We start from the raw sequence: 17,200 nt of genomic DNA, 5'->3' as shown, positions 1-17,200 counted from the left end.
CCTTGTTATAGACGAACCTGCACGATCCTGCAAAACGGCGCATATCACGCTGTTGTTCGCTGCCTGGCATTAGTTCATATTTGAAGGCTTGGAGTCTCTGCATACTGTGATTATATACAGTTAATTCGCTTCTGCAACTACCGCCTTTGGAGGGCTTCGCCTTCCTAGCTATCCATCCCCGCCCTGAAGAGGCCGGGCGTTTCGCTCAATTCCGGTAAAAACCTTAAAGAATTAGAGGAAGAATTAGATCCTAATGAATTTTGTAGGATACATCGTTCGATTTTAGTAAGACTGAGCGCAATTGCTTCTGTACAGCGAGATAAGCGAGGTCGTCAGTTGTTAAACATTCGTGATTTTCAAGAAAAATTAGAGGTAAGTCGTAATCATAACCACTTATTTCAAACAATGTGAATTTTGTTTTTAAGGAAGTTTTTCACGCTGTTTTTCATTGTATTGAATAAGTTTATATATATGAATAGTAGTAGTTAATAAGCTTTAATAGTTTTGTGGATAAGCCTTGTTTACGTCGAAGTTTCAATTACTTAAGCCAAGGATAAATAGGCTGAAAGCAGCTGTATTTTTATAGAATAAAATTGGGATAAAAAAAGCTTGTTGAATAAGTTTAAGGGAAGTCCCCAAGTCCCAAACTTCTTATCCACAGGGTTATTAACAAAAAATATTTTTTACTTGTTGTTTTCACGCCGGATTATTTCGTTTTATTAATTCAAAATAGCTTTTTAATATACCTATGCTGTAAGGGGCAGCAATTTTTTCAATGAATTCTTTAAAATCGTGAAGTGCATTGTCGTTAGCGCTATCTGAAATAGTTCTTACGACTGCAAACGGTATCCCAAAGTCATGACAGACTTGCGCGATGGCTGCGCCTTCCATTTCAACTGCTAGTAGATCTGGTATTTCCAACTTTAATTGCGCGAGTATGGTGGCGTCATTGATAAATTGATCGCCACTTGCAATGAGCCCCCGATGAACTCTAGTGGTTTTACTTGAGCTAGTGAAATCATGAGCAGCTTTTTCTAATACCTCGTAAAGGTTTGCTTCAGCATGAAATCTGCTTTTGTTCCTCATAGGTATTTCAAATTTTGGAAACAGAGGACTAGCATTCATATCGTGTTGTAGCAATTGGTCTGCAATAACGACGTCACCACGTTGAATTTGTACGTCTGCACCACCTGCAACCCCGGTCAAAATCAGTTCTGATACGTCAAACCGTTCAATTAATTGTGTACTGGTAATCGCTGCTGCAACTTTACCTATACCGGAAAGGACGGCAACAATAGGTGTACCCCATAAGTTACCTTCGATAAATTCACGTTGTCCATAGTAAGACTTTCTTGAATTTAGGATGTACTCATCTAGTCCTTCTTGCTCTTCTTGCATGGCGAAGATAAGACCAATCTTTTTCGTTTTTTTTGTTTGCATGGTGTGTTTTCTTTGAAGCTTTTCGGTTTCTCTGTTTTGTATACATTGTTTATATATACGAATAGTAATAGTAGTTAACGCAGCCTCTTTTTTGTGGATAAGCTGGTTTATTGTTTTTAAATCAGAGGTTTACGAAAAGGATAATGCGCCTGAAAAGCCTTGTACAGAAAAAGAATAGTTTCTGCATAAGTTTTCACTTGTGGGTAAGCATTGCAGTTTCCCACAATAGTTCTTCAGGATATACAAAGACTTATCCACAGAGAAATAAGTGTTTATGTTCTTTTTTGATATAAAAAAATACTTCCATAAAAACATGATTTTTCTGATTGATAGAGCTCCAGATTAATGTCGGGATCGGTGTACCAATTTTTTGAAATAGATGATTCTAAGATTGGTAGGAAAGGAGGTTGTTTGTGTTTGCTACGAAAAATGACTTTTGCACCTTGATTCGCAGTGCGATTAATTTCTTCCCAAAGTTTTGTAATTTCTCCAGGAGATAAATCATCTTGAACGTCGAGTAACTGATAAGCATCGATCGTTTCAGACCCATGCGTGGTAAGAAAGTCTTGAATATCGATATGATGTAACTGCAGACGATTTATAGACTTTTTTAAGATTGAGTAGTTTTTTTCTTGGAGATGTGTGGGAAGCGGTGTTGATGTTTCGAATTGTTTTCCAAGATAGAAAGAAGTGAAGTAATTTTCTTTCGATACGAATTGCTGACAATATTGTTTAAAGCGTCGTAGGACCTCTTGATACATTGGTAAACGGTCAATGAACTTATACCAGCGCTTACCTGATGCTTTGGCTAAGGCATCGTCCATACGTAAGCGTTGTTCGTGCAAATTGCTGCTATTGCTAATGCTGACTAGATCAATACCTAAAAATTGAGCGAGTGTTTTAAAGCGATGAATAAATTGATCGCGTTTTCCTTGTCGATAAAGGTGATTTTTAAAATGGTAATAGCGTGGGCGTCCGAATAGGTCGCGTGCTTGCCAGATGGCGCTGCTTTCTTCCGATAGATGTTGTCTAATATGCCGTTGGTAGCGCTTAAGGTTATCTGGATGATTTGCTGGGCCTAAAAATTGATAGACCGCATTATGGTCTGGTAAATGTTGAATAGCTTTAGCTTTGATTTCAAGCAGAGCGAGTTGTGTTTGGTTAGTATCGACGGCATGCACAACACTTGGTTGTTTGGTCAGATAAGCGAGTGCATGGCATGCACCGCCGCAGATTGTCACGACGCTGTGACCAGGTTGTAGCTTTAAGGCTTGAAAGTCGGTTTCGGGATCTACCCATGAATGTGTGTCAACTAAATCTTCTTGGCCTACCATCCAGCGATTAAATTGGGGTAGGTAGTTCGGATAAAACAAGGCGCCACCCAACTCGTTTTGATTCATATTTGGTTTTAGCTTTAAGTTCATGTTTACTCCCGACAAATATGGAATTTGATAGCTAAGACTTTAGGCTGTCTTGGTGACTGGTTTATGACATTGAGATTCGCTGACCAGTTTGTTGTTTTTCATCTCATGATCTGTCTTAGATTAAATTGAATTAAGAGTTATTGCTTTTAACGAGAGTGTCGTGAAGGATGTTTATGAAAAGCATTTTTTCAAAATTTCTCCTTTTTTTTGGGAGCATGTAGAGAAGAAAATATGTCTATCGAATACTTCTGACAGTGATTGCTCGAATTTTCCTTTCCATTAGTCAAACTTAAGGAACCGCAAGACTCTTAGCCTGTCTATCATTAAAGATTTCTCATGGACTTCTTTACTTGTAGTAATAAGTGGCATCAGCCATACTTTGCCATCGAGGAAAATTAACAGCCTCTTTTTGAATAAATAATTGCCCAAATCAACAAACGAAAGGCACAACGGTGATGGACTTTAGTAACCCAACCAGTATTACCTTCATTATTTATATCCTCGCTATGCTAGGCATTGGTTTTGCCGCATGGCGCTTCACTAATAATTTATCTGATTACATTTTGGGCGGACGCAGTTTAGGTGCGTTCGTCACTGCGATGAGTGCAGGTGCTTCAGATATGAGTGGTTGGTTATTAATGGGCTTACCGGGCGCCCTGTACTTTTCAGGAATTTCAGAGAGTTGGATTGCGATTGGTTTGACGCTAGGTGCCTGGTTCAATTGGCATTTGGTCGCTGGTCGTTTGCGTGTGTATACGGAATTGACTAACAATGCTTTGACCTTGCCAGATTATTTTACGCATCGTTTTGAAGATACAAGTCGTTTATTGCGCGTGATTTCAGCGTTAGTGATCTTGGTCTTCTTTACGATTTATTGCGCGTCTGGGATGGTAGCGGGTGCACGTTTGTTCCAAGAGACCTTTGGTATGAGTTATGGCGTGTCATTGTGGGCGGGTGCAGCGGCGACGATTATCTATGTGTTTATCGGTGGTTTCTTAGCTGTGAGCTGGACAGATACCGTACAAGCATCATTGATGATTTTTGCTTTGTTGTTGGCGCCAATTATGGTGGTGGTACATGTCGGTGGTTTTAATGAAGCGATTCATGTGATTCAAAACATCAATCCGAAGTACACAGATCTGTTTAGTGGTACATCCTTTATTGGCATTATTTCTTTGTTGGCCTGGGGCTTGGGTTATATGGGGCAGCCACATATTTTGGCGCGTTTCATGGCAGCTGAAAATTTTGCGACGATCAAGAGTGCACGTCGTATCGGTATGACATGGATGATTCTTTGTTTGGGCGGTGCAATGGCAGTAGGTTTTTTTGGCATTGCTTATTTCGCAGCGCATCCAGATCAGGCCACTGCAGTCACAGCCAATAAAGAAACTGTATTCATTTCTTTGTCACAGATTTTGTTTAATCCTTGGATTGCAGGTATTTTGTTATCTGCCATCTTGGCGGCAGTGATGAGTACTTTGTCCTGTCAGTTGCTGGTTTGTTCATCTGCATTGACAGAAGACTTCTATAAATCTTTTTTCCGTCCAAATGCATCACAAAAAGAATTGGTATGGTTTGGTCGCTTGATGGTATTAGTGGTTGCGGTGATTGCAATTGCGATTGCATCAAATCCGAAGAGTAGTGTCTTAAACTTAGTGAGTAACGCCTGGGCGGGTTTTGGTGCAGCATTTGGTCCTGTCGTATTACTCTCATTAGTTTGGCCTAATATGAACCGCAATGGTGCTTTGGCAGGGATGTTTGTGGGTGCGCTTACTGTGCTAGTGTGGGGTGAGTTTAAATGGCTTGGTTTATACGAACTAGTTCCAGGGTTCTTCTTCGCTTGTGCGGCAATTTTTATCGGTAGTTCGATTGGCGAGCCAGCCTCTGAAAAAATGAAAGCAGGCTTTGCGACTATGCGTGAAAAAATCATGTAATCGAATTGTTATACCGAACAAAAAAGGCGATCAATCGATCGCCTTTTTTATTACATATTGGTTCGTCAAAGAGCTACTCTTTTTCAGCAACTTCTTTGAGATTTTTGAGACCTGCTTCAAAGTCAGGACCGACCATCTTATCCATAAAAGGGGCAAAATATTTCATCATTAAGTTACCCTCACTTGTACCAGTCATTGACCAAGTTACTTGAGTTAGACCATTATTATTTTCAAGAGTGAAGGCGCCCGTTGAGGGTTTTCCCATGCCTTCGAAATGCAGTTCATAAGTTATTGCTTGGTTTGGTGCGACCGCGAAAAATTTCATACCCCCGTTACCTTGGCTTGCACTTTTCCAATCCCAAATTGCACCGGCTCCGCTTTCGGGGCCGCTGTATTTCATTTCCATATTGGGATCACGTTGATTCCATACAGACCATTTCTTCCACTCTTTCGGTGCAGCGATGAGAGCGTAAATTTTATCTGGGCTGGCCTTGATATTGATGCTACGAGAAACACCGTACTGATTTGGAAAACTAAACACGAGGGCCGTTAGAATAAGAAAAATGCCGAGTAAAAGTAATAGGCTTCGTTTGAGTATCTTCATCATTGCTCCGATAAATTGTTGTTATTAAATACTTCGATTTTTGAGACATTTATTGTCGATGACAAGGCTGTTTTAGAGCAAGCGTTGAACAGCACTTTTCCATTCAGAGAGTCTTAATTTTGCTTGTTCGGAGGAGATTGCTGGATTAAAACGACAATCTTCTTGCCACAGTGCACTACATTCTTCTAGGTTACTCAAAAGACCAACACTAATTCCAGCAAGATAGGAGGCTCCTAGGGCTGTAGTTTCGGTAATTTTGGGACGTATGACAGGAATACCAAGTAGATCTGCTTGAAGCTGCAATAGCGCGTTATTAGCGCTCGCACCACCATCTACACGTAGTTCTTTCATTTGTCCCCGCTGATCATTTTGCATGGCCAATAATAGCTCTGCTGTTTGAAAGGCGATGGCCTCCACGGCTGCTCTGGCGATATGGGCTCGAGTCGTCCCGCGATGAAGCCCGAAGATCGCACCCTTAGCATTGGCATCCCAATAAGGAGCACCTAGACCGGAGAATGCAGGGACGAAGATGACGCCATCCGCATCTGGGACTTCAGCAGTTAGTTTTTCAATTTCATTGGATTGTTCAATAAAGTGCATTTGATCGCGTAGCCACTGCACAACCGCCCCACCAATAAAGACGCTTCCCTCTAATGCGAATTGTTTTGTGTGATTGATTTGTGCTGCGGAGGTGCTAATGAGTCCGTGCTGTGAGGACTGACAAGTATCACCCGTGTGTGCCAGCAAAAAACAGCCAGTACCGTAGGTGTTCTTGGCCATACCAGCGGAGAAGCAAGCTTGCCCGAAAAGAGCGGCTTGTTGATCACCAACGATGCTCCCGATGGAAATAGGGTGTCCAAATAGTGAACAAGTTCCGAATAGATGACTTGATGGGTAGACTTCAGGCAGCAATGAAGCAGGAATATCCAAGAGTGCCAGTAGTTCCTGATCCCATTGGTTGCTATGAATATTCCACAGCATGGTACGTGAAGCATTAGTGACATCGCTCACGTGTAATTTTTTTTCACTGAGTTTATAAGCAAGCCAACTATCAACGGTGCCAAAGGCGAGCTGGCCTTCTTGTGCCTGTTGTCGAGCCAGAGGTACATGATCGAGGATCCAGCGCAACTTGCTCGCTGAGAAGTAGGGATCGATTACAAGCCCTGTCTTCTCTTGAATCAGACGACTGTGTCCAGCCTCTCTAAGATTTTCACAAAAAGCTGCGGTCCGACGATCTTGCCAAACAATCGCTGGATAAATGGGTTCGCCAGTTTTTCTATTCCAAACAATACAAGTTTCACGCTGATTGGTAATCCCTAAGGCGGCGATTTGATGTGCCGTGATTCCTGATCTCTTTAAAACTATTTCAATGGTGTGAAGTTGGCTTTGCCAAATTTCTTCCGCCTGATGTTCAACCCAAGACGCCTGCGGAAAGTATTGTGGAAATTCTTGCTGTGCACTACAGACGATATTCCCAAGGCGATCAAATAGTATGCTACGTGAGCTTGAGGTACCTTGATCTAAAGCGAGTAAATAGGTCATAGCGTTTCCTATTTCTATGCGGAGGAGGTACTAAGTCTAATCTAGATTGCCAACCTGGTGAGAAAATCTCGATAAAAATTCAAGATGCGACAGGCGTCCAGAGTGGCTCTTTAGATAGATCAAGGTAGGTAAGATACAAGCGACAATCAAGTTCGTATTGATGATACTGGGGTTCGAGATGACCGCACAATTGATAGAAAGCCTTGTTGTGTTCTTTTTCTTTGAGATGCGCTAGTTCGTGCACCACAATCATACGTAAGAATTCTTCAGGTGTATTTTTAAATAGGCTAGCGATTCGAATTTCGTTTTTGGTTTTGAGTTTACTTCCTTGTACCCGCGATACATAGCTATGTGTACCGAGAGCGTTCTTAATCACGTGAAGTTTATTGTCGTAGATGACTTTGCTGATTTGATCGCCATTGCGTAAGCCAAGACTTTTGAGATCTTGTACGTATTGGTACAAGGCTTTATCGTTGCGGATATCGTGTGTGGAAGGATACTTCTTTTGCAGGTGAGAGCCAAGTCGATTGGCAGCGATTAACTGCCTAACCTGATCTTGTAAAGATTCAGGATAGGCAGTTAGATAGGTGAGTGCTGCTTTCAATATTTATTTAACTTTGAGTAGCTCAACGTCAAATACTAGATCCGAGTTCGGTGGAATCAAACCATTGCCAACACCGCTTTTACCGTAAGCCATCACAGCAGGAATAATCAAAGTGCGTTTGCCACCTTCTTTCATGCCTGCTACCCCTTGATCCCAGCCTGGAATGACTTCACGTGCACCTAATGTGAAAGTGAAAGCTTCGCGTTTTCTGGAGCTATCAAATTCTTTACCATGTTGGTCTTTTGCTTTCGGGTTACGTAACCAACCTGTGTAATGGACTGTGACTTTTTTACCAGCGACGGCTTCTTTTCCTTTGCCTACTTTTTTATCAATTTTCTCGACAGGCACATTCGGTTGTTCGTCGGCTGGACGTGGCGCTGGTGTCACAACCTCGAGTAGCTCAACATCAAAAATTAAATCGGAATTTGGTGGAATTAAACCGTTACCTACATTGCGTTCGCCGTAGGCCAATTGTGATGGAATGATTAAAGTACGTTTGCCGCCGACCTTCATGCCGACTACCCCCTGATCCCAGCCTTGAATCACGCGACGAGCACCGAGTGGGAAAGAGAAGGGGCCACGATTGACTGAGCTATCGAATGCTTTGCCATGTAAGTCTGCTGCATTTGGGTCATACAACCATCCGCTATAGTGCACCACGGCGACTTTACCCACTTGTGCTTCGTCACCAGTACCGACAACGTTATCGATAATTTTGAGACTACCTAAGACCGGTGCGGCGGTGGCGGCGATAGAGGCGCTTGTTTCGCTTTGCGGCTTGTTGTCTTGTGCGAGGGCACCACTACTTAACGCTAATGAAGCAGCAATCATGCTGATGGCGAAAATGGAATATGGAAGTTTCATGAGAGGTCCTGAAATCGGAGATGAATAAATTTATTTTTGTTTGTTACTGGCTTGTAGTTTGGCTTCAAAAGCGACATCTAGTTTGCTGGCTTTACGTGGCGCTTGTTTGTGAACATTATTGACAAATTGCACAAAGGCGTCAATCTCAAGTGGCTCACATAAAATTTGTGGCGCGTCTGGATTTTCATTGAGCACTAAGTAGAAGTGGCCATTCGCTGTTGATACCATTGAATAGGGTGCTTGATTGCTGCGATCCTTCAATCGAAGGACAGCATTACTAGCTTTGGTTGAGCGTGCCATAGTTTATCGGTATAGTCGAAAGCTGAAAGGTGATTGGGCGAAAAATTTCTGCTTAATTCCCGCCTTGATTTATTCGGCAGTGTAGCACCGTATCTGTTATTTGCATGAGATGCGATGGTGTATCAATATTTTGCTAGGGATTGTATGGAAGTTATTCAGCATTACAAAGATGGGGCTTTATTTGTTTCCGAGAGTGGTCGTCGCCAGTCGGTGTTTAATCCAGCATTGGGTGAGGTCTGTGCCGAAGTGGTGTTGGCAAATGAGGCTGAGGTAAATGCTGTGGTAGCGTCAGCAAAAGCTGCTTGGAGTTCGTGGTCTGAAACACCAGCGCTCAAAAGAGCGCGCATCTTATTTAAGTTCAAAGAGCTGTTAGAACAAAATCAAGCAAACCTGGCTGCGCTCATTACGCGCGAACATGGCAAGATTTTGTCAGATGCGATGGGTGAGGTGACGCGTGGCTTAGAAGTCGTAGAGTTCGCTTGCGGCTTACCGCAGCTGTTGAAAACCCAATTTTCGGACAACATCGGTGGTGGTATCGATAACTGGAATTTGCGGCAGCCTCTTGGGGTATGTGCAGGAATTACGCCGTTTAATTTTCCATTTATGGTGCCGATGTGGATGGCTCCAATGGCGATAGCGACTGGAAATACCTTCATTCTCAAACCCTCAGAGCGCGACCCATCTGCATCCTTAATGATCGCTGATTTGTTCAAGCAGGCCGGTTTGCCAGATGGCGTGTTCAATGTGGTGCAAGGTGATAAGTTAGCAGTTGATGCTTTATTGGCCCATCCCGACGTCGTAGCAATTTCATTCGTTGGCTCAACGCCAATTGCCGAATATATCTATAGTGAAGGTACACGTCGAGGGAAACGGGTTCAAGCTTTAGGTGGTGCTAAAAATCATTTAGTTGTAATGCCAGATGCGGATCTCGATCAAGCAGTTGATGCATTAATGGGCGCGGCATATGGATCGGCGGGAGAGCGCTGTATGGCGATTTCTGTAGCGGTGGCAGTGGGTGAGGCCGGAGATGCTCTCGTTGAGCGCTTGGTGCCCCGTATACGCGCTTTGAAGGTGGGCAATGGAACATCAGCTGACGTCGAAATGGGACCAGTGGTGACTGCAGCGCATAAAGCAAAGATAGAGAGCTTAATCGCTGCAGGTGTTTCGGAAGGTGCACAGTTAGTCGTTGATGGACGAGGACTGTCTGTTGAGGGCCTTGAACAAGGTTACTTCTTAGGAGGCTCGCTTTTTGATCACGTCAAGGAAGGCATGCAAATTCATCGTGAAGAAATCTTCGGACCGGTACTGTGCGTAGTCAGGGTTGAAAATTTTGCTGAAGCTTTGGCCCTGATTAATCGACATGAATTTGGCAATGGTGTTTCCTTGTTCACCTCGGACGGCAATACAGCACGCGAGTTTTCGAGACGCGTACAGGTGGGCATGGTCGGCATTAATGTACCAATTCCAGTGCCTATGGCTTGGCATTCTTTTGGGGGCTGGAAGCGTTCCTTATTTGGCGATGTGCACGCGTATGGTGAGGAGGGTATCCGATTCTATACGCGTTATAAATCGGTGATGCAACGGTGGCCGGATAGCATCGCGAAAGGTGCTGAGTTCACGATGCCAGTGGCGAAATAGTATTACATCATTAGTTGAAAGAAAAATGGCGAGCCTGAGCTCGCCATTTTATTTTGCACTACACCCTCTCCAGATTAGAACTTGATGTTGGCACCTACAAATTAGTAACGAGAAATCAGGACGGAAAATTGTGGGATTGTGTTAGCTGCATTATTGTCTAGCACGGAGGTTTTGCTAAGAACCGCCGAAGTTTTTTCTGCATGAGGATTTTGGTCGAGTAACTAAACTCACTTGTCCTTGGTCTGTTTTGAGTCGTCAATGTGTCTATACCCAAAACACGAACATGATGCTAAATGAAATGAATGAGATTCTTTTGTTCGGTCGTTTCTACTTTGCTTCGTGAATTGTTTTTAAAGTAACTTTTCGGTTGTAAGGCCTCATATCTTGCTGGGTGGACTTTCTGTGCCGACAGAAGTGTTTAAATGTCTATTTGCAATATCGATCGGAATTTGTACTCAGATGCCGAATAGGATCATTCCCAAGTGGTCACTATCAATTGAGCACATCCCTTTCCTTTGTGAAAACAACAGTTCTCCTTTGGGGTTTAGGGGAATACTTGATATGCTGTTTTTTTTATGATTTGGAAACAAATTGACTGATTATTTCTTACTTGGTATTGCGGCGTTTTTGGCTGGCTTTGTTGATGCTGTTGTAGGTGGGGGTGGTTTGATTCAGTTGCCCGCGCTATTTTCTGTGTATCCCCAAGCCCACCCCGCGAGCTTGCTCGGCACCAGTAAATTCGCGGGTGTTTGGGGAACCTCGGTCGCTGCCGTGAATTACTTAAGGTCAGTGTCGATCAAGTGGAGTGTTATCCTGCCGGCAGCCTTAGCGGCCTTTCTATTATCTTTTGTCGGGGCGATGACGGTTACGCATATCTCACCGATTTATTTGAGGAAGGCGCTCCCTTTAGTTTTAGCACTTATCGCCTGTTATACATTTTGGAAAAAAGATCTCGGCTCCCACCATAAGGCGTTGCATTCTGGAAATAAGGAGCTGTTCCTGGCCATTTGTGTGGGAGCTGCGATAGGATTTTATGACGGCTTTTTTGGGCCAGGCACAGGTAGTTTTTTCATTTTTATTTTTGTCCGTGTATTCGGTTACGACTTCCTGCATGCTTCTGCGTCGGCAAAGGTCTTGAATGTTGCTTGTAACTTTGCAGCTTTGCTCTGGTTTGGGTATAGTGGAAACGTGATGTGGGTATTGGGTTTAGGGATGGCGTTTTGTGGCGTTATTGGTTCTGTTCTCGGCACCCGTACTGCCATAAAATATGGAAGTGGTTTCGTCAGAATTCTTTTTTTAGGGGTGGTTTCTGCCTTGGTATTAAAGACTGCTTACGATGCCTTTTTGCGATAGCTATGTTTCACGTGAAACAAATTTGGGGTGGTATAAGCTTTGGATCAGGCCAGTGATAAAATTTTTCGCCGGACTATAGTGGGCGATAGTGAGATTCGGGAGCGCAGTCTGCCGCTCACTAAAACTGAACAAACGGTATTAGTGTCCGTAGACGGTGAGGCAAGTTACTTGCAGCTGAGTCAGCAATTTGAAGAGCGTGAATTTGCCGAGTTTGAGATGGCAATGGTGAGCCTGCTGCAGAAGGGTTTGATTGAGCCGATGGAGGTGCCTGCGCTTAATTCGCATACGGATTTGTTGAAGGCGGATATTGCTGGATTTGAGGCTGAAGATTTTTTCTCTTCGTCTGGCGATCCTATGCACAGTGGTTCGGGCTTGGTCGTTGATACAAGAAGTAATACCATGCGCTCGGTGAATGCAAAGAAGGCCGAAACTGATGACGCCGAAGTCGATTTGTTTATTCCCTTGGCGGATGAGGATGCTGGTGGTCGTAAGAGGAAGCGCATGCAGAAGTTGGTTGAGGTATATCCTGATCCTAGCAAGCAAAAGCGTAAGAAGCGTCGCAAGCGTGCAGCCCCACCTCCGGAAAATAAATGGATTTTTCGGGCCTATTTGGCTTTGATAGGTTTAGGTTTGATAGCAGTGCTTGCGGCTGTATTGTTTGCTTAAAGCTTATGTTTCACGTGAAACAAATTAATAAATTTGTGATTGTCACTGGGCTAAACATGCGTTCTCGCAAAAAACCACTATAATCATGCTCCTGTAAGAAATCACGCAATCCCACCTAGAGTCACTCTCATGTTTTATCCTAAAGAATTCGATGTCATCGTCGTAGGCGGTGGTCATGCCGGAACGGAAGCAGCTTTGGCTTCCGCTCGTATGGGGCAGTCTACCCTGCTGCTCACTCACAATATTGAGACCTTGGGTCAGATGTCCTGCAATCCCTCTATTGGTGGGATTGGGAAGGGGCATCTGGTAAAAGAGGTTGATGCTATGGGCGGTGCGATGGCAATCGCCACCGATGAGGCTGGTATCCAGTTTCGTATTCTGAACTCGTCCAAGGGGCCAGCTGTCCGTGCTACACGTGCTCAAGCTGATCGAATTTTGTATAAGCAGGCGATTCGTAGTCGCTTGGAAAACCAAGAAAACTTGAGTATTTTTCAGCAGGCCGTCGATGATTTAATGGTGGAGGGGGATCGCGTCGTTGGTGCGGTCACCCAAGTTGGTCTGAAATTTAGAGCTCGCGCGGTAGTACTAACTGCTGGGACCTTCCTCGATGGGAAGATTCATGTGGGTCTCAATAATTATTCTGCAGGTAGAGCAGGTGATCCGCCAGCGATATCTTTGTCTCGCCGCTTAAAGGAGTTGACGTTGCCGCAAGGGCGCCTCAAGACTGGAACTCCACCTCGTATCGATGGGCGCAGCATTGATTTTTCCAAGCTCTCAGAGCAACCTGGTGACCTAGATCCTATTCCGGTGTTCTCAGTTATGGGAAATGTGGCTATGCATCCACGACAATTGCCATGTTGGATTACCCATACCAATGAGCGCACTCACGATATTATTCGTGCTGGACTCGACCGTAGTCCTATGTATACGGGCGTGATTGAGGGGGTTGGCCCGCGCTATTGCCCATCGATTGAAGACAAGATTCATCGCTTCTCTGGCAAGGAGTCGCACCAGATTTTCTTGGAGCCAGAAGGCCTGACAACCAATGAGTTCTACCCTAATGGCATCTCTACCTCCTTGCCATTTGACGTGCAATTAGAGTTGGTGCGTTCGATGGTTGGTATGGAAAACGCGTATATTTTGCGTCCAGGGTATGCGATTGAATATGACTATTTTGATCCTCGCGGACTCAAGACCTCACTCGAAACGCGAGCGATTCAAGGTTTATTTTTCGCTGGTCAAATCAATGGAACGACCGGCTACGAAGAGGCTGCAGCGCAAGGTATGTTGGCGGGTCTGAATGCGGCCTTGCAAACACAAGGCAAAGAGGCATGGGTGCCTCGTCGCGATGAAGCTTATCTCGGTGTTTTGGTTGATGATTTGGTGACCAAGGGTGTGCAAGAACCCTATCGTATGTTTACAAGTCGTGCGGAGTTCCGTCTGAGTTTGCGTGAAGATAATGCTGATATGCGTCTGACAGAAATCGGTCGTCAACTCGGTTGTGTCAGTGATCTGCAGTGGAAAATGTTCGAGGAAAAGCGTGAAGCTGTTTCACGTGAAATGGAAAGACTGAAGTCAACTTGGGTCAATCCACGTATTGTTGCAGATGCTGAAGCGGAGCGAGTGGTTGGTAAAGCACTTGAGCGTGAATACTCGTTGGCAGATTTGTTGCGTCGCCCGCAAGTCACTTACGATCATCTAATGACCCTCAATAACAAAGAGGGTGAGTCATTAACTGGTGTGCCTGTGACTGATCCTGCCGTCAAAGAGCAGGTAGAAATTCAAGTCAAATATTCTGGTTATATCGGTCGTCAAGCAAAAGAAGTTGAACGCCAAGCGCACTATGAGAACCTCAAAATGCCAGAGACGTTTGACTATTTGGAGGTGACGGGGCTGTCGATCGAAGTAAAACAGAAGCTTAACGCGCAGAGACCAGAAACCCTAGGGCAGTGCGGTCGTATCTCTGGTGTGACACCGGCAGCATTATCTTTGCTCTTGGTTCATTTGAAAAAACGAGGTTTTAAGGGTTTTGCGAATGCTGAACCAAGCACTGAGAACCAAACAAACACAACTGTAACGAGTGAAGCCGAATGAAAGGTTTTGATAAAGTAGCTTTAGGTGCGGAGTTATCTGCGGGTGTCGCAAGCCTAGGTTTGCCGATTACGGAAGAGCAAATTGAGAAGATGTTGGCCTACTTGGCGTTATTGGTAAAGTGGAATTCCGTCTACAATCTGACGTCTATCCGCGATCCGCAAGACATGATCAAGCAGCACCTATTGGATTCCCTGTCAGCGGTGCATGCATTCACCCAAGCAAAACATGTGTTAGATGTTGGTTCAGGTGGTGGCTTGCCCGGCATTATTTTGGCTATTGTTTTTCCATCGACGTCGATTTCAATGATCGATACCGTGAATAAGAAAACTGCATTCTTAACTCAAGTGAAGGCTGAGTTGAAATTAAAGAATGTCACTGTTCATACAGGTCGTGTCGAGCTCCTTAAAGTCGAGCAGAAGTTTGACGTGATTACGTCCCGTGCTTTTTCAGAGTTGAATAATTTTGTAAATTGGTCTCACCACCTGTTGCAGGAGGGGGGGCGATTTTTGGCGATGAAGGGTGTGTCACCCGATCAGGAAATTGAACGTTTGCCAGATGGTTGGGAAGTGGAAAACATCGAAGCTTTGCATGTCCCTGGGTTACACGTGGAACGTCATTTGGTCGTGATACGAAAAAGCGAGAATTGAGTTTTGAAGAGAACGATTTTTTTGTTCCACTTGATTTTGTAGATAGCTAAGAAGAGTCGGTTACACGTGAAACGGTGAAGTCTCGACCGAGTTGAGATCGAGCAGCATCGGTCTTAAAAAGCGTTACGAAAAATAAGTAATTATTTGTATAGAAATTTAATCTAGTTAATTTAGTTTGCTTTAATTACACATAAAGAAACCATGGCTAAAATATTTTGCGTTGCCAATCAAAAAGGTGGTGTAGGGAAAACCACAACAACCGTGAATCTAGCTGCCGGCTTGGCTAAGCTAGATCAACGGGTTCTGCTGGTTGATCTTGACCCTCAAGGTAATGCAACGATGGGGGCAGGGATCAATAAGTCGAAATTGCAAGCCTCCGTTTATCAAGTCTTGTTGGGCATGTCCGATGTCAAAACAGCGGTGGTTCGCTCGGAGGCGGGTGGCTTTGATGTGCTTCCAGCCAACCGTGAATTGGCTGGCGCTGAAGTTGAAATGGTTGAGCTTGAGAATCGAGATAAGCGCCTACGTGTGGCCTTAGACGAAGTGGGCACTGACTATGACTTCATTTTGATCGACTGCCCACCTGCATTGTCTATGCTCACCCTCAACGGATTGTGTGCGGCAAATGGTGTGGTGATTCCTATGCAGTGCGAATACTACGCTCTAGAAGGCTTGTCTGACTTGGCAAATACCATTAAGAAAGTGGCTGCCAATCTGAATCCTGATTTGAAAATCGTTGGACTTCTGCGCGTGATGTTTGATCCGCGTATGACCTTATCACAACAGGTTTCAGATCAGCTCGAACAGCATTTCGGTGACAAAGTGTTTAAGACTTTGATCCCGCGAAACGTGCGTTTGGCCGAAGCGCCATCCTATGGCATTCCAGGTGTCGTATTTGACCCATCATCTAAAGGCGCGCAAGCCTACATCGCGTTTGGTGCCGAGATGGTTGAAAGAATTAAATCCTTAGATAAGAAGTAAGCAGAAATATGGCAATCAAAAAACAAAAAGGCCTCGGCCGTGGTTTAGACGCGTTATTGGGTGGTGCTGATGATTTTGCAGATGCGGTTCCGACCGTCGCTGGTGCGCCGACAACCTTACAGGTCACGCAAATGCAGGCAGGTAAATATCAACCTCGTACCCGTATGGATGAGGGAGCGCTCGCTGAGCTGGCGGCCTCGATCAAGGCACAGGGCTTGATGCAGCCTATCTTGGTGCGTCCAATCGGTCAGGCTAATGGGCAGACCCAGTATGAAATCATTGCCGGTGAGCGACGCTACCGTGCGTCCCAGATGGCAGGTTTGACGGAAGTGCCCGTTCTGGTCAAGGATGTTGATGATCAAGCTGCGGCGGCAATGGCCTTGATTGAAAACATTCAACGTGAAGATCTCAATCCTTTAGAGGAAGCCCAAGGTATTCATCGTTTGATTACCGATTTCTCGTTTACGCATGAACAAGCGGCTCAGTCAGTAGGTCGTTCACGTAGTGCTGTATCGAACTTGCTGCGTTTGTTAAATTTGGCGCGCCCTGTGCAGACGATGTTAATGGCTGGCGATATTGATATGGGCCATGCCCGTGCCTTGTTAGCGGTCGATGCCGCTACCCAGATTCAATTGGCAAACCAAGTTGTAGCAAAGCGTTTATCTGTACGTGACACAGAAAAATTGGTCACAAAGACAACAACGGAACTGGCAACGCCTGCAAAACAACGTGACAAGGCAGAAAAATCACGTGACATTACGCGCCTCGAAGAAGAATTGTCTGATTTGTTGGCAACGCAAGTTGCCCTAAAATTGGGCAGCAAAGGTCGCGGCCAAATGATTATCGATTTTGCCGACCTTGACTCTTTGGATGGCATCATTTTGAAGATTCGCGGCCAATAAACGCGAACCTCAATAACAAGGCAAAGTAGCAAGTTTTTCTGATTTTTCTTAAAAATCAGAAAGATAAAGCGAAGACAATTAGGAAAAAGATTTGCAAAGCAAAATATGTTGCGTTGCATCAAACGTTTGACGCTGCATGTAACAAACACGTATAATTCCGTGGTTTTATGAAACGCGGGTTCGCTCGCGCTTAAAAATAGTGCGTCT

Annotated in this window: 17 protein-coding genes; 9 read left to right on the top strand and 8 right to left on the bottom strand. The window is 44.5% G+C overall.

Annotated features, from left to right (window positions below; genetic code table 11):
- The coding region (locus tag H8K36_RS16405; RefSeq protein WP_186917592.1) for a helix-turn-helix domain-containing protein at nucleotides 1–103 on the bottom strand (103 nt) is incomplete at its 3' end.
- Nucleotides 104–174: 71 nt separating this feature from the next.
- On the opposite strand from H8K36_RS16405, the gene H8K36_RS16400 reads away from it, so the two are divergent.
- Nucleotides 175–411: a LytTR family DNA-binding domain-containing protein gene (locus H8K36_RS16400; protein ID WP_186917603.1), complete on the top strand. Its 237-nt coding sequence runs from the start codon at nucleotides 175–177 to the stop codon at nucleotides 409–411.
- A 285-nt stretch (nucleotides 412–696) separates the two neighbouring features.
- Here H8K36_RS16400 and H8K36_RS16395 read toward each other — a convergent pair whose 3' ends face one another.
- Together H8K36_RS16395 and H8K36_RS16390 are read right to left on the bottom strand one after the other, a co-directional pair.
- Nucleotides 697–1,440 carry a 5'-methylthioadenosine/adenosylhomocysteine nucleosidase gene (locus H8K36_RS16395; protein WP_186917591.1) on the bottom strand — a complete coding sequence of 248 codons (744 nt, stop codon included), beginning with the start codon at nucleotides 1,438–1,440 and terminating at the stop codon, nucleotides 697–699.
- 272 nt (nucleotides 1,441–1,712) lie between these two features.
- Nucleotides 1,713–2,864, bottom strand: a complete 1,152-nt coding sequence (locus H8K36_RS16390; protein ID WP_186917590.1) for a DUF3419 family protein — start codon at nucleotides 2,862–2,864, stop codon at nucleotides 1,713–1,715.
- A 455-nt stretch (nucleotides 2,865–3,319) separates the two neighbouring features.
- Between H8K36_RS16390 and putP the strand changes: the two genes are divergently transcribed.
- A complete protein-coding gene (gene putP, locus H8K36_RS16385; protein ID WP_186917589.1) occupies nucleotides 3,320–4,798 on the top strand; it encodes a sodium/proline symporter PutP in 1,479 nt (492 codons plus the stop codon).
- Nucleotides 4,799–4,871: 73 nt separating this feature from the next.
- Here putP and H8K36_RS16380 read toward each other — a convergent pair whose 3' ends face one another.
- From H8K36_RS16380 to H8K36_RS16360, 5 genes are all read right to left on the bottom strand, one after another.
- The gene (locus H8K36_RS16380; RefSeq protein WP_186917588.1) at nucleotides 4,872–5,405 is read right to left on the bottom strand and encodes an SRPBCC family protein; all 534 of its coding nucleotides are present in this window, start codon (nucleotides 5,403–5,405) and stop codon (nucleotides 4,872–4,874) included.
- 69 nt (nucleotides 5,406–5,474) lie between these two features.
- On the bottom strand, nucleotides 5,475–6,944 hold the full coding sequence (gene glpK / locus H8K36_RS16375; protein WP_186917587.1) for a glycerol kinase GlpK: 1,470 nt from the start codon (nucleotides 6,942–6,944) through the stop codon (nucleotides 5,475–5,477).
- A 79-nt stretch (nucleotides 6,945–7,023) separates the two neighbouring features.
- Nucleotides 7,024–7,548, bottom strand: coding sequence for a M48 metallopeptidase family protein (locus H8K36_RS16370; protein ID WP_186917586.1), 525 nt, complete (start codon nucleotides 7,546–7,548; stop codon nucleotides 7,024–7,026).
- 3 nt (nucleotides 7,549–7,551) lie between these two features.
- A complete protein-coding gene (locus H8K36_RS19645) occupies nucleotides 7,552–8,412 on the bottom strand; it encodes an FKBP-type peptidyl-prolyl cis-trans isomerase (RefSeq protein ID WP_186917585.1) in 861 nt (286 codons plus the stop codon).
- Nucleotides 8,413–8,442: 30 nt separating this feature from the next.
- The gene (locus H8K36_RS16360; RefSeq protein ID WP_186917584.1) at nucleotides 8,443–8,712 is read right to left on the bottom strand and encodes a hypothetical protein; all 270 of its coding nucleotides are present in this window, start codon (nucleotides 8,710–8,712) and stop codon (nucleotides 8,443–8,445) included.
- A gap of 144 nt (nucleotides 8,713–8,856) precedes the next feature.
- Here H8K36_RS16360 and H8K36_RS16355 point away from each other — a divergent pair, with 144 nt between their 5' ends.
- The 7 genes from H8K36_RS16355 to H8K36_RS16325 all read left to right on the top strand — a co-directional run bounded on the left by H8K36_RS16355 (nucleotide 8,857) and on the right by H8K36_RS16325 (nucleotide 16,993).
- Nucleotides 8,857–10,350: a CoA-acylating methylmalonate-semialdehyde dehydrogenase gene (locus H8K36_RS16355; protein ID WP_186917583.1), complete on the top strand. Its 1,494-nt coding sequence runs from the start codon at nucleotides 8,857–8,859 to the stop codon at nucleotides 10,348–10,350.
- 591 nt (nucleotides 10,351–10,941) lie between these two features.
- A complete protein-coding gene (locus H8K36_RS16350) occupies nucleotides 10,942–11,703 on the top strand; it encodes a sulfite exporter TauE/SafE family protein (protein ID WP_186917582.1) in 762 nt (253 codons plus the stop codon).
- A gap of 39 nt (nucleotides 11,704–11,742) precedes the next feature.
- Entirely contained in the window at nucleotides 11,743–12,369 is a 627-nt protein-coding gene (locus H8K36_RS16345) for a hypothetical protein (protein WP_186917581.1), read from the top strand.
- A gap of 129 nt (nucleotides 12,370–12,498) precedes the next feature.
- Nucleotides 12,499–14,463: a tRNA uridine-5-carboxymethylaminomethyl(34) synthesis enzyme MnmG gene (gene mnmG, locus H8K36_RS16340; protein WP_186917580.1), complete on the top strand. Its 1,965-nt coding sequence runs from the start codon at nucleotides 12,499–12,501 to the stop codon at nucleotides 14,461–14,463.
- Nucleotides 14,460–15,110 (top strand): 16S rRNA (guanine(527)-N(7))-methyltransferase RsmG, encoded by a 651-nt coding sequence (rsmG, locus tag H8K36_RS16335; RefSeq protein WP_186917579.1) that lies wholly within the window; start codon nucleotides 14,460–14,462, stop codon nucleotides 15,108–15,110. Before mnmG ends, rsmG begins: the two co-directional genes overlap by 4 nt.
- Nucleotides 15,111–15,311: 201 nt before the next feature.
- Entirely contained in the window at nucleotides 15,312–16,091 is a 780-nt protein-coding gene (locus H8K36_RS16330) for a ParA family protein (RefSeq protein WP_186917578.1), read from the top strand.
- A gap of 8 nt (nucleotides 16,092–16,099) precedes the next feature.
- Nucleotides 16,100–16,993, top strand: coding sequence for a ParB/RepB/Spo0J family partition protein (locus tag H8K36_RS16325; protein WP_186917577.1), 894 nt, complete (start codon nucleotides 16,100–16,102; stop codon nucleotides 16,991–16,993).
- Nucleotides 16,994–17,200: the final 207 nt, after the last annotated feature.

This window comes from Affinundibacterium nitidum (assembly GCF_014284155.1).
Taxonomy (GTDB): domain Bacteria; phylum Pseudomonadota; class Gammaproteobacteria; order Burkholderiales; family Burkholderiaceae_D; genus Undibacterium; species Undibacterium nitidum.
This window is presented reverse-complemented; position numbering and strand designations above follow the sequence as displayed.